Raw genomic sequence first — 23,354 nt, 5'->3', positions numbered from 1 at the left:
TTAAACAAAAGTACAAAAAAAGAAGAGACTTTTCTTTTTTCTGCTTATTAAATTAATGATGGTAATTGTTGAAGAATATTTTTTTTGCTAAAAACAGTTATCTTAAATGTTTGGTTTATAAGTTTTTATTTTTTAATAAGTGATTTGTTTTAGAGAAAAAAAACAGAAATGTTTGCCTTTAAGAAACGTAAAGCTTTGCTGATATGAATTTCTACAGTTTTGGTAGAGATGCCTAAAATTTCAGCTATTTCTTTATGCTTTTTTTGTTCTAAGCGACTAAGTTTGAAAACCTCTCTACATTTTTTAGGGAGTAGCTCGATTGCTCTTTCTATTTTTAACCAATCTGTTTCTGTTTGGTCTTCTTCAGGGGTATTATGTATTTCTAATAAAGCTTCCCATTTTAACTCATCTATACTATCATATTCTTTTTTTTGTTGCCGTAAGTACATAAGAAATTCATTATGACAGGCTCTTAATAAATAATTTCTTAAAGACGAAGTGATTTTTAAGGAAGATTTTTTTTCCCAAATTCTCAGCAACACATTTTGAACCAAATCTTCAGATACATAAGAATTACTAGAGAGTTTGTAAACATAATTATATAATGAAGGATAATAGTGTTCAAACAATTTTTTGTAACTGTTTTGGTCTCCCTTTTCAAGTCCTTTGATTAGTAATTCATCTATGTGTTGATTATTTTTTTTCATGATAAAAATCATCTACTAAATTAAAAAAAATAAAATAAAGTAGGGGATTTCTGTTTTTTCTGCATCATTTATTTGTAAAAAGAGGATAATGGATAATTATTTAACAATAATTAAGAGATACCTTCAGGGGGACGTTTCGGCTTCAGAAAGAGAATTATTGCAAGAGTGGCTTAATGAGGATGAGGGCAATAAGATTCTTTTTAAAAAAGAAGTGAAGGAGTGGTATGCGTCTGCAAATGAGCAGTCTGTGGATTCAGAATTAGCGTATATTAATTTTATAAATAAGATAGATAAAAATAAAACTAAAAAACTCATACTGGGACGTTTTCAAAAAGTTATGAAATATGCTGCAATACTAGTATGTGTACTTTTGGGAGGCTATTATTATGCAACAGTAAATACATCTATACTCAAGAAATCCCCTAATGTGGCAGAGTCAGAGTTTTTGGTAGATGATACTAAAATCAAAATTATTCAGGCAGATGGTAGCGTTATTTATATGGATTTTGATGGTAAAAAAGAGGTTGTAAGTACCGATGGTAATTTGTTGGGGACAAAAAAGCAAAATCAATTTGTTGTACAACCAGATAAAAATAAAGAAGCCCTTCTTGAGTATGTAGAAGTTGTTATTCCAAAAGGAAAGTTGTTTCAACTTGTTCTTTCTGATAGTACAAAAGTTTGGTTAAATGCAGGAAGTAGTTTAAGGTTTCCTCAGAATTTTGTGGCTTCAGAAGAAAATAGGGTCGTATACCTAGAAGGGGAGGCATTTTTTGATGTGACCAAAAATAAAAGAAAACCATTTATTGTAAAAACCAAAGAAGTTGATGTTCAGGTACTGGGAACAAGATTTAATGTATCATCATATGTAGAGGATAAAGAGGTGAAAACAACCTTGGTAGAAGGCGGGGTGTTGGTAAAAGATCAGAAGAATACTATTTCTGGAGTACAATTAGAACCCAATGATCAGGCTGTTTTTAATAAAAATGTGAAGATTTTAAGCAAAAAAAAGGTAAATACATCTTTGTATACGTCTTGGATGGATAAAAAAATACTATTACAAAATGAATCTTTTTCAGATGTATTAACTAGGATTGAACGAGCATATGATGTAACCATTATATGTCATAATGATAGGTTGAATAATACACGATTTACAGGGGAGTTCGATGTTGAGAATATCGAGGAGATCTTAAAAATATTTTCAGAAACTTTAAAATTTACATATGAGATAAACAAGAATACAATAGTAATACATCAAGAATAAAAGATTGAAGATTTGATCTGGGATAATAAAAGATCATTCTTTAATAAGAAACGATAATCTATTTGTAAAAAAAAGGAAGTGCTGCTACACTTCCCTTACTTATTCGATTATTATTAAACTGAGTACTTAACAATCAAACTTTTCAAAAATATGAAAAAAAAGGGTAATCGTATGCCGTTTTCACACACGGGATACCTGTCAATTACATTAAAAATGAAACTTACATTAATTCTTTTTTGTTTTTCAATCTTTCAAATGATAGCAGCTTCGGGCTTCTCTCAAGGCAAAATAGAACTTAATTTTGAAAAAACGCCACTATCACAAATTCTAGAGGAGATAAAAAGTCAAACATCGTACAAATTTTTTTACATCAATGATGAGGTAAACTTAAATCAAAAGGCAACTATCAAAGTTGATAAGCAAGGACTAGATAAAGTTTTAAAAATTTTGTTTAAAAATAAAGGGATTTCATACACCATTGTGGGGAAACAGGTGATACTAAAAAAAGAATCTCTGTTAGATATTAAGGTTGATTTGCAACGTGAGGTCAAAGGGAGTGTCAAAGATGCTGTTGGAAACCCATTACCAGGAGCAAATATATTGGTAAAAGGTACTTCAAATGGTGCTCAGACAGATTTTGAAGGTAATTTTACAATTAACTTACCAGATGAGAATACTACATTGATTATTTCTTTTATTGGCTTTGAGACTAAAGAAGTCGATGTGTCAGGCAAAGATTTTGTATCAGTGACTTTGCAAGATGCCGCGGCACAATTAGATGATGTAGTTTTGGTAGGGTCAAGAAATCCTAGCCGTACAGCTACAGAAACAGCAGTACCAATAGATGTCATAGATATTACACAAATAGCTACACAAGGGCCACAGACATCGGTAAATGAGATTTTAAATTATGTAGCCCCTTCTTTTACTTCTCAAACTCAAACAGTATCAGATGGTACAGATCATATTGACCCTGCATCCTTGAGAGGATTAGGACCCGATCAGGTATTGGTGTTGATTAATGGAAAAAGAAGGCACAATACAGCTTTGGTAAATGTAAATGGTACAGTAGGAGCAGGTAGTGTAGGTACAGATATGAATGCCATTCCCACAGCAGCCATTCAACGTATTGAAGTATTGCGAGATGGTGCGGCAGCTCAATATGGATCTGATGCTATTGCAGGGGTAATCAATATTGTGCTTAAAAAAGCAACAGGAAAATTGGATATGACATTAACTACAGGAGCTAATTTTAGTGAAAACTCTAACCAGTTTGAGGGAGGTAGTGATGGAGAAAAAGTAAAGCTAGAAGCAAATTACGGATTGGCTTTAGGAGAAAATGGAGGCTTTATCAATTTTACAGGATCACTTTCTACTAGAGAGCCTGCATTGCGTAATCGAGATTATCAAGGAGATATTTTTAGAGGGTTTCATGGAGCAGAACGTGTTTTTGCTGCAGGAGGAGGAAATGTAGCAGAAATGACATTGACCGATTATCAAACCGCGGCTCAAGGTATTGGATACCTTGATCAGGCTACCAGAGATCAAATAGCAGCTTTAGATGTTAGCAATGATACAGATATAGAAACTTTTAGAAGCTTGTTGGATGTTGATGTTGATGAATCAGAATTAACAGCACGAGGACTAACACGTGCTGATTTTAGGTTTAAAGTAGGGACAGCAAAATTAAGAGAAGGTAAGTTTTTTGCAAATATGGCGATTCCGTTAGGAGATGATGCAGAGCTGTATAGTTTTGGAGGCATCAGTTACAGGCAAGGACTGGCGTCTGGTTTTTATAGAAGACCTGCTCAAAGTGATGGTAGAGCAAATACATTAGCTTTTCCTAATGGTTTTTTACCAAATATAGGAACCGATATTGTAGATAAATCTATCTCTTTAGGAATTAAGGGTAAAGTTAAAGATTGGAATGTTGATTTCTCGAACACTTATGGGATTAATATATTTGATATCACCGTTAGTAATTCTAGTAATGGAACATTAGGAATTGCAACTCCAAGAACTTTTGATGCAGGAGGGCTAAGTTTTATGCAAAATACAACCAACCTTGATATCAATAAATTTCATGAAGATATTTTCAAAGGATTGAGTGTTGCAATGGGGGCAGAGTATAAAGTAGAAAATTATAGTATTACCGCAGGAGAGGAAGCGTCATATACAAGTTATGATGTCAATGGGAACCCTGTTACCAGTGCAACTGCAGATGATCAATTGGTACGCAATAATTTTACAGGAACGCCTCTGGGAGGAGGCTCTCAGGTATTTAGAGGGTATGATCCTAATAATGAAACCGATAAATACAGAAACAGTATCGCAGGATATGTAGATGTTGAAGCTGATTTTACTGAGCAATGGCTGGTAAGCTTAGCAGCTAGGTATGAGAATTTCTCTGATTTTGGGGATACTTTTAATTATAAGTTGGCCACTAGATATAAAATATCAGAAAACATATCGGTACGAGGAGCAAATAGTACTGGATTTAGAGCACCTTCTTTACATCAGCAATTTTTTAGTAGAACCAGTACTGTTTTTGTAGATAATCAACCATTTGAGCAAGGTACCTTTACAAATGACAGTAGAGCAGCAAACTTGATAGGAATTGTTAAATTAAAAGAAGAAACGTCTGATAGTTATAGTTTAGGTTTTACAACCAAAATTCAAAACTTTACAGTTACAGCAGATGCATACTTAATCGATATTGATGATAGAATCGTATATAGTGGTAGTTTTGGAAATGGTGGGAATGCAGAGCTTAGCCGTATATTTGATAATGCCGGAGCTACAAGTGCTCGTTTTTTTGTAAATGCAATTGATACTAGATCCAAAGGAGTAGATGTGGTAATATCACATAAAGCTAATTTTGGAAACGATGCTACCTTAAAAAGTGATTTGTCTGCTACTTTTGCAGAAACAGAAGTAGAGGAGATTAGAGTTCCTGAAAAAATCGATAATGCAGGGCAAGGTGGTAACTTTTTTGATGCTCAGGAAGAAGCATTTTTGACGTTGGCACAGCCAAGAACCAAATTAAGTCTTACCAATGCATTGTCTATAGGACGATATAATGTATTGTTGAGAAATGTGTTTTTTGGAGAAGTTACAGACCCAGATGACTTTAATGGAGACGCTAGAGTAGAAGGAGCCTTAGTGAGCGATGACGCTGTGTATGGAGGAAAAATAGTTACTGATCTTTCTGTGTCAGCAAAGGTTTTTGAAAACCTAAATATCACCGTTGGTGCAAATAATTTACTTGATGTGTACCCTGATGATAACCGTGAAGGAGGAACAGCTGGTGATCAATTTGTGTATTCTAGAAGAACATCTCAGTTTGGATATTCAGGAAGATTTTTGTTTGCAAGAATTAATTTTAGCTTATAATAATGAGTTGTCGAGTTGTCCTAAAATAGATTGGCTCAATTTCAACTTATTTTGGGACAGAACAGTTTAAAAGAAAAAGCCTGAACATTTTATTCAGGCTTTTTTTTTGTAGGCTTTTTTATATAATTTAGAGATGTTTTAATTCTTGATTAATCCTTGTCCTTCTACCCAAGGTGCTCCAGTTTTTTTCAAATCACTTTCAAGTTCAGGAAGTGTTGAGTTGATAATGGGTGATAATTTAGCTTTTACTTTCTTGAGTTGACTTTGCACACGGCTTAAGAAATTTTTATGCTCTTCTGTTGGTCCATATGTATTTCCGAAAGATGTCCAAGCTATTGAGTTTCCATCGCTAGCTGTAGGGTTTGAACGTTCTCCAATTTCTCTTTTTGTTTTATCCCCTTGAAGCTCTTTTTCAATATCTAATAATGTGTTTTTAGTAGTATTTAATCGTTTATACAAATCATCAGAAGGTGTTGTGGCCTTATCTAGTGCTCTTAGCATAGCGCTAACAGTTTTTTTACTTGTTGACAATGCAATAGTAGTTGCTGTTAAGTCCTGTTGGAATGCAAAAGTAGCGGCTCTAAACGCATCCATTTCCTTGAATGATTTTCTTGGTAAAGCTACATCATCAAATAAGGGTTCTACTTTGAAAGATTCAGGACCTTGTAAAACAGTATTTGAGCCATTAATACGTTTTACTAAAGTCACAGTGTAATTTCCAGGAGTTACCATTACATCAGCGTTTCCAAATCTACGTTGCGCTTTTGGAACCTGTAATCGTTCTCCACTTTTACTCGGATAATTTAGATTCCAATTTACACGGTTAAACCCTTTTTTATTGGTGCCTTTTACGGTATTAATTACATTCCCATTTGCATCTTTAATTATTAAAAATATTGTGGGAGCGTCCTGTCTGTTTTCTTTTTCTAGAGCATCCCAACCTGGAAATTTAGCAGTTCCTTTTTTTTCTTTTTCCTTTCTAATGTCTTTTTTAGATTTAATTTTATCTGCCATAAAATAGGTGAAATTAGCACCGAAAGGAGGATTTTTTGCAATCCATTCAGCATCACCCTGACTACCAACTCTACTAGATTGTTGATACCATTGTACAGGCTTTACAGGAAAGAGCTTTGCCTCTGTAGCGCTTAAGCTTGTATTGTATTCACGTAAAGGAGCAATATTGTCTAAAATGAATATACCTCTACCAAATGATCCAGCAACTAAATCGTTTTCACGTCTTTGTATTGTAATATCTCGAATTGGAATTGTTGGCATTCCACCTTCTAGTTTTATCCAATTTTTCCCTCCATTCATTGTAACATATACACCAAATTCTGTTGCTGCAAATAATAAGTCCTTTTTAATATGATCTTGTACCAATCTCCATATTAATAACTTATTTGGGAGATCACCATTAATTAAAGACCAAGTTTTTCCTTTGTCACTACTTTTGATAATATAGGGTTTGTAGTCTCCATATTTGTGATTGTCTAAAGCTGCATATACGATATTAGCATCAAAAAGATCCGCGCGAACATCATTTACAAATGGAGTGGTGGGTACCCCTTTTATGGTATTCAGAGAGAACTTTCTCCAATTAGCTCCACCATCTTCTGTTACTTGGATGAGCCCATCATCGGTACCAGCGTAAATCAAACCTTCTTTCTTAGGTGATTCTGCTAATGAGGTAATTGTATTATAATTTGACATGGCAAATACATCCCAAGCATTATCCCAACTTTGAGGTTGATCATAATAAGGGAAAGTCATTCTTTCTTGATTCAAAGTTAAGTCACTTGAAATTGGTTGCCAGGAATCTCCTCTGTTTTCGGACTTCCAAACGCGTTGCGAAGCAAAATATAATCTTTTAGGATTATGTGAACTTACTACAATAGGTGCATCCCAATTAAAACGTTCGTAAGGATCACCTTCTCTTGCTTGTGGTTGGATAAATACACTTTCTTTAGTTTTACTGTCTATTCTCCATAATACGCCTTGTTGAAATTCTCCGTAGGTAATGTCTGGGTTACCTGGTTCTGTAGCGGTCTGAGCACCATCTGCTCCAAGCGTTTTCCACCAATCTGCACTTGCAATGCCATCAGAACTAATAGTTCTTGATGGACCACCATGTGATCCATTATCTTGTGTGCCTCCATATATATTGTAAAATGGTTTAGCGTCATCTACTGCAATTTTAAAATATTGGGTAATAGGTAAGTTTCTCACATATTTCCAACTTTTTGTATTATCAAAACTTTCATATAAACCACCATCTGTACCAATCAATAAATAATTAGGGTCAGATTTCTTAAAGACCAAAGCATGACTGTCACTATGCTGATTTGTTCTACTCATATTAGTGAATGTTTTTCCGTGATCTTTTGAAATCAAGGCACTATTATTCATAAAATAAAGTGTTCCTTCATGATGTGGTGAAGCGATTATTTCTTGATAATAATGAGGCCCTGTACCACCTGCAATTGCATCTGATTGTTTTGTCCAAGATTCTCCACCATTTGTTGTCATGTATACGCCTCCTTTTCTTCTATCTAACTCAATAGCTGCATAAATCACATTAGAATTAAAAGGTGACATTGCTAATCCAGTTTTACCAAGATTTGATTTTGGAATGCCAGTTTTAAGGGGTTTCCATGTTTCTCCACCATCAGTACTTTTGTGAAGCCCTGATCCAGGTCCACCACCTAAATAACCAGCTACTGTTCTGTGTCTTTGCCATGTAGCTGCATATAATACATCTGGGTTATTAGGATCGATGAGGATATCAGTTGCACCAACCCATACCGCGTCTCCTAATGTACGTTTCCAAGTTTTTCCACCATCTGTAGTTTTATAAACCCCACGTTCCCCACCTTTATTCCAAAGTGGTCCTTGAGAAGCTGCCCAAATGATATCTGGATTGGTTGGATGTACAATGATTTTTGATAAGTGTTCAGAGTTTTTCAAGCCCATATTTTTCCATGTCTTACCATCATCATGACTTACGTATATACCATCCCCAAAACCGACATGTCTTCCTCCGACATTTTCGCCAGTTCCTACCCATATGGTATGAGGGTTATTAGGGTCAATAGTCACACAACCGATTGAATATACTTTTTGTTTATCAAATAGCGCTTTCCAAGTAGTCCCAGAATTTGTAGTTTTCCATACACCACCAGAACCAACGGCTACATACCAAATGTTTTCATTTTCAGGATGAATGGCAATATCAGCAATTCTACCAGAGGTCATTGCTGGACCAATATTTCTAAATTCTAATCCGTTTAATGGGTTTTGGGGGTTTTCTTGTGCATTTATAATAAAGGTTATGCAGAATGTGAGTAAAGAGAGCAAAGCTAACTTGGTAGTAGTTTTCATTTTAAGATTTTATGTGATTAATTGGTCAAGTTCTATTAAATGAAGGGCTGACGTGAATCTACAAAAAACGAAACTAAATGTTATATCCAGTTTAAGATTAACTCTTTATTAACACATTAAATTTAAACCAAATGTTTCGGCAGAACCCTTTAATGCAAAAATAAAAGGGTTTAGAGTACAGTTCAAAGAGGTATGAGAAATTTAGAATTCTTTCTTTTTAGATTAACTAGAATATTTGCATAAAAACAACTTTTGATTTTGATCCAAGTTTGAAAAGGTGTGAAATATAAATTAATAAAGGTTAATAAGTTTAGACTTACCACTATATTTTTTACTTTCTGATTATCATTTTGTAGCGAAGATAATTGTGCCCAGAGCGGGAGTCGAACCCGCACGCCCTAATGGACACATGGCCCTCAACCATGCCTGTCTACCAGTTCCAGCACCTGGGCAATAAATTTGAATACAATATACTATAAAACTAAAAAAGTATCGTAAAAAAAATACGATACTTTAATTAGTGACCGGGCTGGGGCTCGAACCCAGGACCCTCTCCTTAAAAGGGAGATGCTCTACCAACTGAGCTACCCGGTCATATAAATTGTGTTATCTGATATTTTTAAGAACTAAATAAATAATAAGTATCAGATTCAGATTATTATTTATTTTTTTAGTGACCGGGCTGGGGCTCGAACCCAGGACCCTCTCCTTAAAAGGGAGATGCTCTACCAACTGAGCTACCCGGTCATACATTCTGTTTTTCCTTGAATGCGGGTGCAAATATACTATCATTAATTTATTAATCAAGAAGAAATTCATATAAATTTTCATTTTATTTAAAAAGACACTTATTTTTGACAAGATCTATTTAATTTTTATAATATGAATGTAGTTTTACTAGGATATATGGGTAGTGGTAAATCTTTGATTGGTAAAGAATTATCAGAAAAGATAAAATTTGAGTACTTAGATTTGGATGATTACATAGAAAATCAAGAAAAAAAATCAATTTCTGAGATTTTTGAAGATCAAGGCGAGATTTATTTTAGAAAAAAGGAATCTTTGTATCTTAAAGAGGTATTAAAGACGTATGATGATGCAGTTATTTCTCTTGGAGGAGGAACTCCTTGTTTTGCTGGAAACATAGATATTGTTACACAAAAAGAAGGAGTAAAAAGTGTTTATTTACAAACCTCATTAGACGAATTAACAAAAAGATTGTTTGAAGAACGGTATAAGCGTCCACTAATAGCCCATACAACTACGCTAGACGAATTGAAAGACTTTATTCGTAAACATCTTTTTGAACGCTCTTTTTATTATAATAAAGCCGATTGTAAGGTAAATACTGATCATAAAGAAGCAAATCAAATCAATGATGAGGTGATAGCGCTGTTATTTTAAAATAGCAACATCCTTGTCTCCAAACTGTACAACGATATGTTCATGTAAAGAAGTAGATAAAGAAATTCCTTTAAAATCTGCTTTGACAGGATATTTTTTATGATTTCTATTTACCAATACTGCTGTTTTAAATCTGGTAAGAGGAACATCAAGAAAATGTTTTACACCATAAACAAGAGCAGTGCCCGAATTAAGTACATCATCTGCAAGAACCAAAGATTTGTTTTTATAGTGCTCTGGAGTAATAGAAGTTTGAATAGTATTGTGTGGAGATTTTTTATTCATAGTAACTTTGCAAAGAGTCACTTGGCAATCAGAGATGTCTTCTAAAATTGAAGCTAAACGTTGAGCAAAAATATATCCATTTTCTGCAATACCTGCAATGACAATTTCTTTTTCATTAACATTGGATTCATAAATCTGATAAGCAATTCGTTTTACTTTATGTTGTATTTGTTCGTGATTTAGAATAGTGTTATGATCAGCTTGCATGTCTTGAAATATTGATTTAGTAGTACAATAGTATAAATAAACAACCTATTATTTTAATCTTAAACAAATTTTGTTTTTATAAATAGGGTTATATTTTTCAAATATAAAAAAGAGTTCTTTTTGATCAGGAAATTGAAGATCTTTCTTAGGTAAAAAAAATATCTTTTATAGATACCTATTCTTCATTATCATCTCCATCATCTGTGGTGTCACCAGTAAACCAGTCATCAATATCACGCCTATCTTTTTTGGTAGGTCTTCCTGTTCCTTTTTTACGATAATACTCCTTTGAATATTTTAAAAGATCTAATTTTTGCAACGCTTCTTTAGGTGTAGTGTCTTTACGATAGATATCGACAAGTTTGGCACCGATTCGACTATCAGGAGTATCAAGTACAACCAGTTCATAATTGACTTGGTTTTTGCGAACCATAATTTTATCCATAGGATAGATTTCTCTTGATGGTTTTACAATATCTCCGTTTACACGGATTTTACCATCTTTACAGGCTTTTGTGGCGATAGTACGAGTTTTGAAATATCGTATACACCATAAGTATTTATCAACTCGCATAAGAAATAAAATGCGTTTTAAAAAAAATTAAACAATTAGAAAAATAGCAAAATACGATTAATTATAATTAAGTATTTTCTGCTAGATCTGATTATAAAAACAAAAAATATAAACAGATGAAACAAAAGTACGAGAAAATCGTATCTTGCAACCTTTAAAAAAGTAAATAGATGAATATAAGAAAGTATAGTTACGCCATAGTATTTGCTTTGGTGGCTTTATGTGCTTGTAAAAAAGATGATGATGGGGGAGATGTAGTAACAGTTCCGCCAAGAGATAGAGGGGAGCAACAACAAACAGATGATGCAATGCTTCAGGAATATCTAAAAACACATTTCTATAAAGTAGAAAAAGTATTTTTGGATAATGATACGGTGGCAGAATATGAGATAGCAAAGTTAGATACTATAGCAGGTGATAACAGTGCAGAGATGCCAATTATAGAGTCTAATTTATTGACTACTAAAAAAATAACTCGAGATGGAGTAGAGTATAAGTTATATGTGCTAAAATTGAATGAAGGTGCAGGAAGTCATAAGCCTACCTATGCTGATTCTACTTTGGTAACATATAGAGGTGAATTGCTGTATAATGATGATGCCTTATTTGATAGCGCAATAACATACCATTGGTTTGATCAGGCAAGTCCTAGCGGGGCAGTTATTGAAGGGTGGAGAGAAGCTCTTATAGATTTTAGAGGAGCATCTGGAGTTAAAAAAATTAGTAATGATGGTATTCCTCTATATGAGAATGATTATGGTCATGCAGTGCTATTTATACCCTCTGGATTGGGATATTTTAATAGAACTCAACCAGGAATCCCAGCATATTCTCCTTTGATTTTTAATATTCAATTGTTTGATGTAAATCAATCTGATCATGATGCAGACGGAATTCCTTCGTACTTAGAGGATTTAGATGGAGATCGTTTGGTTTTAGATGCTGATGATGATACAGATGAGAATTTAAGCCCAAATTATGTAGATAATGATGATGATGGAGATGGGGTGCTAACAAGAGATGAGATAACCTCTGTTGATGTAAATGAAGATGGAGTGATTACTCTAGACGAAATTACTTTTTATGATGATGATGGGGACGGGATAAAGAATCACTTAGATTTTGATGATAGAGAGAAAAAAAACGACTAGTAGTCCTTAAATAAAAGATAATATACCTTCTAAAGGTTGATAAAAAGCGAAACTCTGGTAGATCATACCAGAGTTTCGCTTTTTTTTATTTTATAAATCTAAGGAAGCGCCTAGGATAAGTTGATTCGGTCTAGAATCAACTCTAATATCTTCATTTATTGATTTTGCTTTATTTTTGTTTAACCCTCGCTCATACCGCACATCAATATTAAGACGACCAAGTTGTAATCCAGCACCAAATTGTAATCCAACAGTAAATTTATTTTTTACATTACCAAGCCTCACATCTTCAAGATCGTTTTCTACGATGTATTGCAAAGCTGGCCCTGCAAAAATATGTATTGGTTTCAAAATAAAAATTCCAAGAAGAATAGGTGCGTCTAATTTTTTGATAGTATAATCAAGATCAGCTCCATCAAGATAATAAATACTATTGTTTACAGTGTATTGTAGTTCTGGTTTTAGGTATATATTATCAGTTAGGTTTCCTCTCAGGAAAATTCCTAAATGATACCCAACACGATCATCGGCAGATGTTCTGGTAGCATCGGTAATTTCAATCTTACCATTGTCACCATAATTAAATCCAGCCTTTACTCCAAAGGTTGTTCTTTTTTCTTGTGCTAGAATGCAAGAGCTAAATAGTACAAAACAAACAAAAATATTTTTCATTATAAAACAGTTTTACGTGAATCCATTTTTAAGTATTAGAAAGTCTATTGCAGTAAAACTGTTTTAAAACATGTTATCATGTTATGTGTTTTTATAATAGTTCGACCTGCGTTATCAGACGCTCTAAAGTATAAAGTGGATTATAGATTAATAAAAAATTGAATGATTTTGGTAAAATGGCTAGTATATGGATAACGACAGTTGTTTTAAATTATTTTAGAATGGAGTGGGCTAAAAAAAAAGCCTTCTGAATAATTCAGAAGGCTTTTTAGATATACTTTGAGTAGTTGTTATTTTCTTTTTACTACTTTTTGAGCAGCTTCGTATATAGATTTGGCATTTAGGCCATATTTCTCCATAAGCTGTTCTGGAGTTCCGCTTTCTCCAAAAGTATCATTTGTAGCAATAAACTCTTGCGGAGAAGGAAGGTGTTTTGCTAACACTCTAGAAACACTCTCTCCTAAACCTCCTAGGAAGTTGTGTTCTTCTGCGGTAACTACACAACCTGTTTTCTTTACAGAGTTTAGTATAGCTTCATCATCAAGAGGTTTGATGGTGTGTATATTGATTACTTCTGCACTGATTCCTTGTTCATGTAAAGATTCTGCAGCTTGCAAAGCTTCCCAAACAAGGTGACCAGTAGCGACAATAGTTACATCGGTTCCTTCTTGTAATAAAACAGCTTTACCAATTTCAAATTTTTGATCCTCAGCAGTAAAATTAGCTACTTTAGGTCTTCCGAAACGTAAATATACAGGGCCTTCATAATCAGCAATTGCAATGGTAGCCGCTTTGGTTTGGTTGTAATCACAGGTGTTGATTACAGTCATTCCAGGCAACATTTTCATAAGACCAATATCTTCTAGGATTTGGTGGGTAGCACCATCTTCACCCAAGGTTAATCCTGCATGTGATGCACAAATTTTTACATTCTTATCGCTATACGCTATAGATTGACGTATCTGATCATATACACGACCAGTAGAAAAATTAGCAAAAGTTCCTGTAAAAGGAATTTTACCACCAATAGTTAGTCCAGCAGCAATTCCCATCATATTTGCTTCAGCAATTCCTATTTGAAAAAAGCGCTCTGGGTGGTTTGCAATAAAAGCATCCATTTTTAAAGAACCAATCAAATCAGCACATAGTGCAACTACGTTCTCGTTAGTTTTACCTAATTCTTCTAAACCAGCTCCAAAACCAGAACGAGTATCTTTTTTTCCTGTATCTATATATTTTTTCATTCTGTAATTTTATAACTAAAGTTAATGTCTAAAGTTTTAGGGTTTGTATCTATTTTTATTGCTTTGAATAACGTTTTACGTTTACTGGCAATATAGAGTATAACCCCATTGATTATTGGTGTTTTTATTTTTGATTGCCCATCTTTTCCTGTTAGCATAGTGTATAAAGAATTCATTAGAACAGAATTATCAAACTCGATTTCTTTAGCATATGCTATTTCAATTTTTTCATTGGGTTCACTATCAAAATAAAAGTTGTGAATATCGTATGATGTATTCTCGATTTCTATCTGTTTATCTGTTTTTTCAAGAACAAATTCTGTTATTTTATCAAATGAAGATTTGTTATTCATTGGGGGAATAAAATCATCAATATTCATTTTCATAAAAAATTCATTTTTATCAAAACTCATCAAGAAGCAAACGAATCGATTTTTTATGTCAAAAACAGTATGTAATTCTGAATTTGTAAAATCTGCGTTTCGACGTCTAAAAACTGAATTTTTAAAACCTTGACCGAGTAAATCAGCATCAGAATATAAATAATCACCGCTTTTACTAAAACCTATAGTAATTGTATCTTTTTTTCCTCTTTTTTCGATTTCATAATCGACAGAATAATCAATTTTTACTTTTTGACCATAAGAGTGAATCGATACAAATGCTATTACTGCAATAGAAAATAATAGTTTTGTCATTTTCATTCCTTGAGTTTTAATAATCACCAAGTGTTTCTGGGTTTTGAGCCAGTCCGATTTCTAATTGCTCATCATTAGGTGCTTTACCATGCCACGCATGTGTGTGCATCATAAAATCTATTCCATTACCCATTACTGTATGCATCAGTATACAAACAGGCTTTCCTTTACCAGTTCTACTTTTTGCTTCTTTTAATCCTTCTACAACCGCAGCGATGTTATTTCCTTCTTTGATTTCCATAACATCCCAACCAAAAGCTTCAAATTTAGCTCTTAGATCTCCTAGAGGTAATACATCGTCTGTAGCACCATCAATTTGCTTTTTGTTGTAATCTATTGTAGCAATTAGGTTGTCTACTTTTTTTCCAGCAGCATACATTGCAGCTTCCCATATTTGGCCTTCTTGTAGCTCACCATCACCATGTAAACTATAGACAAGATGAGGGTCATTGTTTAGCTTTTTTGCTTGTGCCGCACCCAAAGCTACAGACATTCCTTGTCCTAGTGATCCCGAAGCAATACGAATACCAGGTAACCCTTCATGAGTAGTTGGGTGTCCTTGTAATCTACTATTGATTAGTCTAAATGTATTTAGCTCTTCAACGGGGAAATATCCACTTCGTGCTAATACACTATAATAAACTGGAGAGATGTGGCCATTAGACAAGAAAAAGATATCTTCATCGATACCATTCATGTCAAAATCATCTTTTCGATCTAAAATTTCTTGATACAAGGCAACGAAAAACTCGGTACAGCCCAAGGAACCTCCTGGGTGACCAGAATTAACCTTGTGTACTTGTCGTAAAATATCTCTACGAACCTGTGTTGCAAAATCTTCTAATTGTTTTGTTTTTGGCATTATACTGCTGATTTCTTGATAATAAAGCTCCAAAAATACAGGTTTTGTATGCGGTGACAAAATGTATAGCCTGCTTTTAATTAAGAAACTATTGTTAATAACAAAAAGTTTTAGAAAACCTAAGTAGATCCATGTAATTTTAGTTAGCTATCTTTGCGCTCTACCAAACAGGAATTATGCAATTTGACCTTTTATCTAAAGACCCAGAGAGCAGTGCTCGGGCAGGAAAAATAACGACAGATCACGGAGTGATAGAAACTCCTATTTTTATGCCAGTAGGAACAGTAGGAACTGTAAAAGGTGTGCATCAGAGAGAATTGAAAAATGATATTAACCCTGATATTATTCTTGGTAATACCTATCATTTATATTTGAGACCTCAGACCCCTATTCTTGAAAAAGCAGGAGGACTACATAAGTTTATGAATTGGGATAGAAACATTCTTACAGATAGTGGAGGATACCAAGTATATTCGTTGTCTGATAATCGTAAAATAAAAGAAGAAGGAGTAAAGTTTAAGTCTCATATAGATGGTTCTTATCATGTGTTTACTCCAGAAAACGTCATGGAAATCCAGCGTACCATTGGAGCAGATATTATTATGGCTTTTGATGAGTGTACTCCTTATCCTTGTGATTATAGATATGCAAAAAGAAGTATGCATATGACACATAGGTGGTTGGATCGTTGTGTGCAACATTTAGAAAAAACTCCAGTTAAATATGGATATGATCAAGCTTTTTTCCCAATAGTACAAGGGAGTACTTATAAAGATCTTAGAAGGCAATCAGCAGAATATATTGCCAATGCAGGAGCTGTTGGTAATGCTATAGGAGGATTGTCTGTAGGAGAACCCGCAGAAGAAATGTATGCAATGACAGAAGTGGTTACTGAGATTTTGCCAGAAGATAAGCCAAGATATCTAATGGGAGTAGGGACTCCTATTAATATTCTTGAGAATATAGCGTTAGGGATAGATATGTTTGATTGTGTAATGCCAACACGTAATGCTCGTAATGGAATGTTATTTACAGCACACGGTACTATTAATATAAAAAACAGGAAATGGCAGGATGATTTTTCTCCTATTGATGAGATGGGGATTACTTTTGTAGATACAGAGTATTCAAAAGCATATTTAAAACATCTTTTTTCGGTTAATGAATTATTAGGAAAACAAATAGCAACGATACATAATCTTGGATTTTATCTGTGGTTGGTTCGAGAAGCGAGAAAACATATATTGGCTGGAGATTTTTATTCTTGGAAGAATATGATGGTGAAGCAAATGGATAAAAGATTATAACGATTGAGGTAATAAGAAGTAAAAAAGAGTAATCTCTATATGAGTGCGATTGTTGATATTTAAAACTTCAGTAATCAGGTTGTCAAGACAAAGTATAGAGGTTTGAATTTATAAGAATTTTAATGAAAATATTAGACTGGTACATACTTAAAAGGTATTTGGGGACATTTTTTACAATGATCTTGCTTTTTATTCCGATAGGAATTATTGTAGATCTTTCAGAAAAAATAGATAATATGCTAGAGCATAAAGTACCCCTTGATGCAGTAATAGGGTATTATCTTGATTTTACAATATATTTTGCTAATCTACTATTTCCTCTTTTTGTATTTCTATCAGTAATATGGTTTACTTCAAAACTAGCAAACAAAACCGAAATTATTGCTTTTTTAAGTTCTGGAGTTTCCTTTTGGAGGTTTCTTAGACCCTATATGGTAGGAGCTGTTATAATTTGTATAGGGGCATTGGCAATGGGATTGTTTTTGGCTCCCAAAGCTAGTCAAGGGTTTAATGAATTTAAGTATTCTTATCTCAAGAAAAATAAAAAAGTACAAGAAACAAAAAATGTATATAGACAACTTAATGACAGTATGTTCTTGTATGCAAATAATTTTAAACCTCTAGAGAAGTCTGCCACAAATTTTACATTAGAATATTTTGATGGAAACACATTACGTATTAAGATATCTGCTAGGAATATTGTGTTTAAGGATAGTGTTTATGAATTAAAAGATTATGTAAAACGTACAGTTTTAGAGGATAAAGATATTATAGAAAAAGCGAAAACCAAAGATACCATCCTACCATTTAATATAGATGAATTTACGCCAGTTACTTATGTGGCAGAAACCTTGAATTATACAGAATTAAGTAAGTTTATAAAAAAAGAAAGTAAAAGAGGTTCATCAGATATAAATAGATATAAAGTGGTAGCATATAAGCGATGGAGTATCCCTGTGTCTGCCTTTATTCTTACAGTAATTGGTGTAGCAGTTTCTTCTATGAAGAGAAGAGGAGGAATGGGAGTTAATCTTGCGGTGGGTATTTCTTTGGCATTTGTTTTTATCTTTTTTGATAAAGTATTAGGTACATTGGCAAATCAATCTGATTTTCCACCAATAATTGCAGTATGGTTTCCTAATATATCTTTTGGGATTTTAGCTATTTATCTATTGTATAATGCCAAGCGTTAAACTTAAAAATTACCTTCATTTACATTTTATAGTATTTGTATGGGGTTTTACCGCAGTTTTAGGAGAGCTGATTTCTATCGATGCGCTTCCTTTAGTTTGGTATAGGATGCTTCTTGCTTCTGTTTTTATTTATGGATTCATTTGTTTCAAGAAAATATCTCTAAGTATTTCCAGAAGATTATTTTTTACCCTTTTTTTAGCAGGAATTATTATCGCTTTGCACTGGATTACCTTTTTTGCTGCAATCAAAGTGTCTAATATATCAATAACATTATCAATGCTTTCAACAGGAGCTTTTTTTACTTCTATACTCGAACCCATTTTTTATAAGAGAAAAATGATCTGGTATGAAGTTTTTTTTGGGATTCTGGTTATTATAGGATTGTATATCATTTTTAAGGTAGAAGGGAATTATATAGAAGGGATTATATATGCATTGTGTTCAGCGTTTTTGTCAGCAGTTTTTTCTCTTATAAACGGGAAAGTTGCACAGCAACACCGTCCATCAATGATTTCATTTTATGAATTATTGAGTGGAGTAGGGGTTGTAACAATTTATTTATTAATAATGACTGTTTTTGGAAAAAAGACAGAAGGATTTACACTTTCATTTTTTCAATTATCTACCTCTGATTGGTTGTATATGCTATTATTAGCTTCTGTTTGCACAGCATATGCATTTATAGGTTCGGTGCAGGTAATGAAATATTTGAGTCCTTATACAGTAATGCTTACGGTTAATATGGAACCTGTATATGGTATTATATTGGCTTTTTTAATTTTTGGAGAAGCAGAGAAGATGAACCCCCAGTTTTACTACGGAGCAGCTATTATTCTCTGTACGGTTATAATGAATGGAATCTTTAAAAATGCTAAAAAAAGAAAAAGAGCATGAACTTTACACTACTTTACGAAGTAAAGTTTTTATATTTGTCGGCTAACCCTAGTAATATAAATATATTCTTGATATGGAATATTTAGATTTTGAACTCCCTATTAAAGAGCTTGAAGAGCAATTTGAAAAAGCTTGCGCCATAGGCGAAGAAAGCGAGGTTGATGTTACAGATACTTGTAAGCAAATTGAAAAAAAATTAAAAGAAACCAAAAAAGAAATATACAAAAATCTTACACCTTGGCAACGAGTTCAGTTGTCTAGACACCCTTCAAGGCCTTATACCTTGGATTATATAGATGCAATCTGTGGAGAATCGTTTTTAGAGTTACACGGTGACCGAAATGTTCGTGATGATAAAGCAATGATTGGTGGTCTTGGAAAAATTGGTGATCAGAGTTTTATGTTTGTCGGTCAACAAAAAGGTTATAATACCAAGACTAGACAGTATCGTAATTTTGGAATGGCAAACCCAGAAGGGTATCGCAAAGCTTTACGTTTGATGAAAAGTGCAGAGAAGTTTAACCTTCCTGTCGTAACTTTTATCGATACTCCTGGAGCATACCCAGGATTAGAAGCAGAAGAGCGTGGACAAGGAGAAGCAATTGCTCGTAATATATTAGAAATGACACGTCTTAAAGTTCCTGTGATTGTAATTGTAATTGGAGAAGGAGCCAGTGGAGGTGCATTAGGTATTGGAGTAGGAGACAAAGTGTTGATGTTAGAAAACGCATGGTACTCAGTAATATCTCCAGAAAACTGCTCTTCTATTTTATGGAGAAGTTGGGAACAGAAAGAACTGGCTGCTGAAGCGTTGAAGTTAACAGCAAAAGATAGTGTAAAGCTTAATGTAGTTGATGAGATTGTAAGAGAACCATTAGGTGGAGCTCATAGTGATAGAGAAACAACGTTCAAAACAGTGCGAGATAAAATTTTGGCATCTTTTGAAGAATTAAAAAACTTATCACCAGAAGAACTTGTAGGAAAACGAATGGAGAAATATGCAAATATGGGAGTATTTAAAGATTAATCTCCAAAAGAATCACTTACTACCTGAATCTGAAGTTGTAGACTTCAGATTTTTTTTATGCTTATTAACAATAAAATAGAGTTATTAACAGTCCATTTGTTGAAGACCAGTGGACATTCGTATCTTTATATTTAGGTACAATTTTTTACATTCGTAACCATGGAAAAAGTAAAGCAAACTAAACAAATGAATTACGATCGGGGGAACGTAATTTCGCTTGAAAAAGGAAAAATACCTCCTCAAGCAGTTGATTTAGAGGAAGTTGTGCTTGGAGCAATGATGATTGATAAAAAAGGGGTTGATGAAATTATTGATATATTAAATCCCGATGTTTTTTATAGAGAAGCCCATCAGTACATCTTTGAAGCGATTTTTAAACTCTTTGAAAACTCTGAGCCTATTGACTTGTTAACGGTTTCGACTCAATTAAAGAAAGATTCAAAACTAGAATTGGCAGGAGGTGATTATTACTTAATACAATTAACTCAAAAAGTAGCCTCTTCTGCCCATATTGAGTTTCATGCTAGAATTATTCTTCAGAAATATATACAACGAAGTTTGATTAAAATTTCGAATGAAATTATTGAAGAATCCTATGATGAAACTGCTGATGTTTTTGATCTTTTGGATATGGCAGAATCCAGATTGTATGAGGTTACTCAAGGAAATATTAAACGATCTACAGAGAGTGCGCAGAGTCTTGTAATACAAGCAAAGAAAAAAATACAAGAGATCTCAAATAAAGAGGGGATGAGTGGTGTTCCTTCTGGTTTTGATAAACTAGATAAGCTAACTTCTGGTTGGCAACCAAGTGACTTGATCATTGTGGCCGCTCGTCCAGGTATGGGTAAAACCGCTTTAACATTGTCTATGGCAAGAAATATGGCTGTTGGAAGTAATATTCCTGTAGCTTTTTTCTCTCTGGAGATGTCGTCAGTTCAGCTGATTACACGTTTGATTTCTTCAGAAACAGGTCTTTCTTCAGAGAAATTACGTACTGGTAAGTTAGAGAAACACGAGTGGGAACAACTTAATGTAAAAGTAAAAGATCTAGAAAAAGCACCATTGTTTATTGATGATACTCCATCACTATCAATTTTTGACCTTAGAGCAAAAGCAAGACGTTTGGCATCGCAGCATGGCATACGAATGATTGTGATTGATTACCTACAATTAATGACTGCTGGAGGAAGTGGTAAAAATGGAAATCGTGAACAAGAAATATCAACGATTTCTCGTAACCTGAAAGCTTTGGCAAAAGAATTGAATATTCCTGTAATTGCTTTATCTCAGTTGTCAAGGGCTGTAGAAACTCGTGGAGGAAGTAAAAGACCATTATTGAGTGACCTTCGTGAATCTGGAGCGATTGAGCAGGATGCAGATATTGTAGCCTTTATCTTTAGACCTGAATATTATAAAATTGATGAGTGGGATGATGAAGAAAGATCATCTACTCAAGGTCAAGGTGAATTTATTGTGGCAAAACACCGTAATGGTGGATTAGAAAATATTAGGTTAAAATTTATTGGTCACTTAGGTAAATTTGATAACTTAGATGATTTTAGTACTCCTTTTGAGTTTCATTCTAAAATGAATGATGGTAAAGAAGAAGATGAACCGTTTAGTACAAATCATCTTCCTAGTGCTGATGAAGCTTTTGGGAGTAGCATAAATGACTCTAGTGATGACGATGAAGTACCTTTCTAAAATATTACAACTATTGAAATCTTCTTTGAACCCAAAAAGAAGATTTCAATATCTTATAATTATATTTCTTCTTTTATTTACATTTCAATCATATGCATCTTATGTGTTGATACCCATGGATGCAGAAAGCCAGCAAAACCACCTAAAAGCTTATGGTATTACGTACTGGACGCTAAGTAAAGACATCAAAGTAAAATGGTTGCTGAACTACAGAGGAGGATCATTTTTATTGCCAGATGTAGATAATATAAGAAAAGAATGTACGATTAGAGGGGTTTCTTATGAAGTACTGAGTGATGCAGAAACAAATGATATTCTTGCGGAAATTAGTAGTCCATCGCAGAATATGGAAGCTGTTGTTTTAGAGAAAGCCCCTAAAATAGCAGTGTATTCTCCAAAAGGAAATCAACCTTGGGATGATGCAGTGACGATGGTATTGACCTTTGCAGAAATTCCTTATGAGACAATTTATGATAAGGAAGTTTTAGAAGATAATTTAATCTTATATGACTGGTTGCATTTGCATCATGAAGATTTTACAGGACAATATGGTAAGTTTTATGCTTCATATAGAGCAGCGCCATGGTATATAAGAGAGAAAAAAGCAGCAGAAAAACTTGCAAAAACTTTAGGGTATTCAAAAGTTTCAGAAGAAAAGTTGGCGGTTGTTCTCAAGATTAGAGATTATGTTGTTGGAGGAGGGTTTATGTTTGCAATGTGTAGTGCTACTGATAGTTTTGAAATAGCTTTGGCGGCAGAAGGAATAGATATTTGTGAACCTATGTTTGATGGAGACCCTAGTGAACCAGGATATCAATCAAAAATAGATTTTAATAAAACTTTTGCTTTTAAAAATTTTACACTTGAGCGTAGCCCAAATGTATATGAGTTTTCTTCTATAGATATGACTAGAAATCGTCGTATTTCTAAAACTACTGATTATTTTACTTTAATGAGCTTTTCGGCCAAATGGGATCCAATTCCAACAATGCTTTGCCAAAATCATACTGCTTTGGTAAAAGGGTTTATGGGGCAAACTACTGCGTATAACCCAAATGAGATTAAGTCTAATGTGTTGGTGTTGGGAGAGAATAGAACAAATTCAGAGGCCCGTTATATACATGGAATCAAAGGAAAAGGGTTTTTTACTTTTTATGGAGGGCACGATCCAGAAGACTATACACATCGAGTAGGTGATCCAAAAACCGAGTTAGAATTACATCCTAACTCTCCTGGATATCGTTTGATATTGAATAATGTGCTTTTTCCAGCTGCAAAAAAGAAAAAGCAGAAAACGTAATCATTTTGAGATGTTTATGTCTTGATGATTCACTGTTTACAGGGATATAGTTGACTATTATATTTTATAGTTTTGTCTTAAGAGTG

18 protein-coding genes and 3 tRNA genes are annotated in these 23,354 nt (G+C 33.7%); 10 read left to right on the top strand and 11 right to left on the bottom strand.

The window, feature by feature from the left end; all coding sequences use genetic code 11:
* Window positions 1-149 precede the first annotated feature (149 nt).
* A complete protein-coding gene (locus DG508_RS04130) occupies window positions 150-707 on the bottom strand; it encodes an RNA polymerase sigma factor (protein ID WP_159090659.1) in 558 nt (185 codons plus the stop codon).
* 88 nt (window positions 708-795) lie between these two features.
* On the opposite strand from DG508_RS04130, the gene DG508_RS04125 reads away from it, so the two are divergent.
* Entirely contained in the window at window positions 796-1,971 is a 1,176-nt protein-coding gene (locus tag DG508_RS04125; protein WP_108866921.1) for a FecR family protein, read from the top strand.
* Between the two features lie 150 nt (window positions 1,972-2,121).
* On the top strand, window positions 2,122-5,364 hold the full coding sequence (locus DG508_RS04120) for a TonB-dependent receptor domain-containing protein (protein ID WP_234418170.1): 3,243 nt from the start codon (window positions 2,122-2,124) through the stop codon (window positions 5,362-5,364).
* Window positions 5,365-5,502: 138 nt separating this feature from the next.
* Here DG508_RS04120 and DG508_RS04115 read toward each other — a convergent pair whose 3' ends face one another.
* The 4 genes from DG508_RS04115 to DG508_RS04100 form a co-directional block, all read right to left on the bottom strand.
* Window positions 5,503-8,742: a VPS10 domain-containing protein gene (locus DG508_RS04115; RefSeq protein WP_108866919.1), complete on the bottom strand. Its 3,240-nt coding sequence runs from the start codon at window positions 8,740-8,742 to the stop codon at window positions 5,503-5,505.
* A 368-nt stretch (window positions 8,743-9,110) separates the two neighbouring features.
* Window positions 9,111-9,194: transfer RNA gene (locus DG508_RS04110), tRNA-Leu, on the bottom strand.
* 69 nt (window positions 9,195-9,263) lie between these two features.
* Window positions 9,264-9,336, bottom strand: a tRNA-Lys gene (locus DG508_RS04105).
* An 80-nt stretch (window positions 9,337-9,416) separates the two neighbouring features.
* Window positions 9,417-9,489 (bottom strand) — tRNA-Lys (locus DG508_RS04100).
* Window positions 9,490-9,624: 135 nt separating this feature from the next.
* On the opposite strand from DG508_RS04100, the gene DG508_RS04095 reads away from it, so the two are divergent.
* Window positions 9,625-10,146 (top strand): shikimate kinase, encoded by a 522-nt coding sequence (locus DG508_RS04095; RefSeq protein WP_108866918.1) that lies wholly within the window; start codon window positions 9,625-9,627, stop codon window positions 10,144-10,146.
* Here the strand turns inward: DG508_RS04095 and DG508_RS04090 are convergent.
* Window positions 10,138-10,638, bottom strand: a complete 501-nt coding sequence (locus DG508_RS04090; RefSeq protein WP_108866917.1) for a phosphoribosyltransferase family protein — start codon at window positions 10,636-10,638, stop codon at window positions 10,138-10,140. The two genes, DG508_RS04095 and DG508_RS04090, sit on opposite strands and share 9 nt — an antisense overlap.
* Window positions 10,639-10,813: 175 nt before the next feature.
* Window positions 10,814-11,212, bottom strand: coding sequence for an RNA-binding S4 domain-containing protein (locus DG508_RS04085; RefSeq protein WP_108866916.1), 399 nt, complete (start codon window positions 11,210-11,212; stop codon window positions 10,814-10,816).
* A 170-nt stretch (window positions 11,213-11,382) separates the two neighbouring features.
* Here DG508_RS04085 and DG508_RS04080 point away from each other — a divergent pair, with 170 nt between their 5' ends.
* Window positions 11,383-12,363 (top strand): FKBP-type peptidyl-prolyl cis-trans isomerase, encoded by a 981-nt coding sequence (locus DG508_RS04080; RefSeq protein ID WP_108866915.1) that lies wholly within the window; start codon window positions 11,383-11,385, stop codon window positions 12,361-12,363.
* Window positions 12,364-12,453: 90 nt separating this feature from the next.
* On the opposite strand, the gene DG508_RS04075 is transcribed toward DG508_RS04080, so the two are convergent.
* The 4 genes from DG508_RS04075 to DG508_RS04060 form a co-directional block, all read right to left on the bottom strand.
* Window positions 12,454-13,035, bottom strand: coding sequence for a porin family protein (locus tag DG508_RS04075; RefSeq protein ID WP_108866914.1), 582 nt, complete (start codon window positions 13,033-13,035; stop codon window positions 12,454-12,456).
* Between the two features lie 290 nt (window positions 13,036-13,325).
* Window positions 13,326-14,279 carry a transketolase family protein gene (locus DG508_RS04070; RefSeq protein WP_108866913.1) on the bottom strand — a complete coding sequence of 318 codons (954 nt, stop codon included), beginning with the start codon at window positions 14,277-14,279 and terminating at the stop codon, window positions 13,326-13,328.
* On the bottom strand, window positions 14,276-14,983 hold the full coding sequence (locus DG508_RS04065; protein WP_159090657.1) for a hypothetical protein: 708 nt from the start codon (window positions 14,981-14,983) through the stop codon (window positions 14,276-14,278). The genes DG508_RS04070 and DG508_RS04065 overlap by 4 nt, the downstream gene beginning before the upstream one ends.
* A 10-nt stretch (window positions 14,984-14,993) precedes the next feature.
* Window positions 14,994-15,839, bottom strand: coding sequence for a transketolase (locus tag DG508_RS04060; RefSeq protein ID WP_108866911.1), 846 nt, complete (start codon window positions 15,837-15,839; stop codon window positions 14,994-14,996).
* 176 nt (window positions 15,840-16,015) lie between these two features.
* Between DG508_RS04060 and tgt the strand changes: the two genes are divergently transcribed.
* From tgt to DG508_RS04030, 6 genes are all read left to right on the top strand, one after another.
* A complete protein-coding gene (gene tgt / locus DG508_RS04055; protein ID WP_108866910.1) occupies window positions 16,016-17,146 on the top strand; it encodes a tRNA guanosine(34) transglycosylase Tgt in 1,131 nt (376 codons plus the stop codon).
* Between the two features lie 122 nt (window positions 17,147-17,268).
* Complete coding sequence (locus tag DG508_RS04050; RefSeq protein WP_108866909.1) at window positions 17,269-18,339, top strand: LptF/LptG family permease; 1,071 nt, start codon at window positions 17,269-17,271, stop codon at window positions 18,337-18,339.
* Window positions 18,326-19,234, top strand: coding sequence for a DMT family transporter (locus DG508_RS04045; protein ID WP_108866908.1), 909 nt, complete (start codon window positions 18,326-18,328; stop codon window positions 19,232-19,234). The genes DG508_RS04050 and DG508_RS04045 overlap by 14 nt, the downstream gene beginning before the upstream one ends.
* Window positions 19,235-19,307: 73 nt before the next feature.
* Window positions 19,308-20,261, top strand: coding sequence for an acetyl-CoA carboxylase carboxyltransferase subunit alpha (locus DG508_RS04040; RefSeq protein ID WP_108866907.1), 954 nt, complete (start codon window positions 19,308-19,310; stop codon window positions 20,259-20,261).
* 159 nt (window positions 20,262-20,420) lie between these two features.
* The gene (gene dnaB, locus DG508_RS04035) at window positions 20,421-21,968 is read left to right on the top strand and encodes a replicative DNA helicase (RefSeq protein WP_108866906.1); all 1,548 of its coding nucleotides are present in this window, start codon (window positions 20,421-20,423) and stop codon (window positions 21,966-21,968) included.
* Window positions 21,969-22,083: 115 nt separating this feature from the next.
* Window positions 22,084-23,268 carry an asparagine synthetase B gene (locus DG508_RS04030; protein WP_108867118.1) on the top strand — a complete coding sequence of 395 codons (1,185 nt, stop codon included), beginning with the start codon at window positions 22,084-22,086 and terminating at the stop codon, window positions 23,266-23,268.
* Window positions 23,269-23,354 lie beyond the last annotated feature (86 nt).

Origin of the sequence: Aquimarina aquimarini, from assembly GCF_900299535.1 — a bacterium.
Classification (GTDB): domain Bacteria; phylum Bacteroidota; class Bacteroidia; order Flavobacteriales; family Flavobacteriaceae; genus Aquimarina; species Aquimarina aquimarini.
Note: the sequence above shows the minus strand (reverse complement) of the source record. Positions and strands in the feature narration are given on the sequence as shown.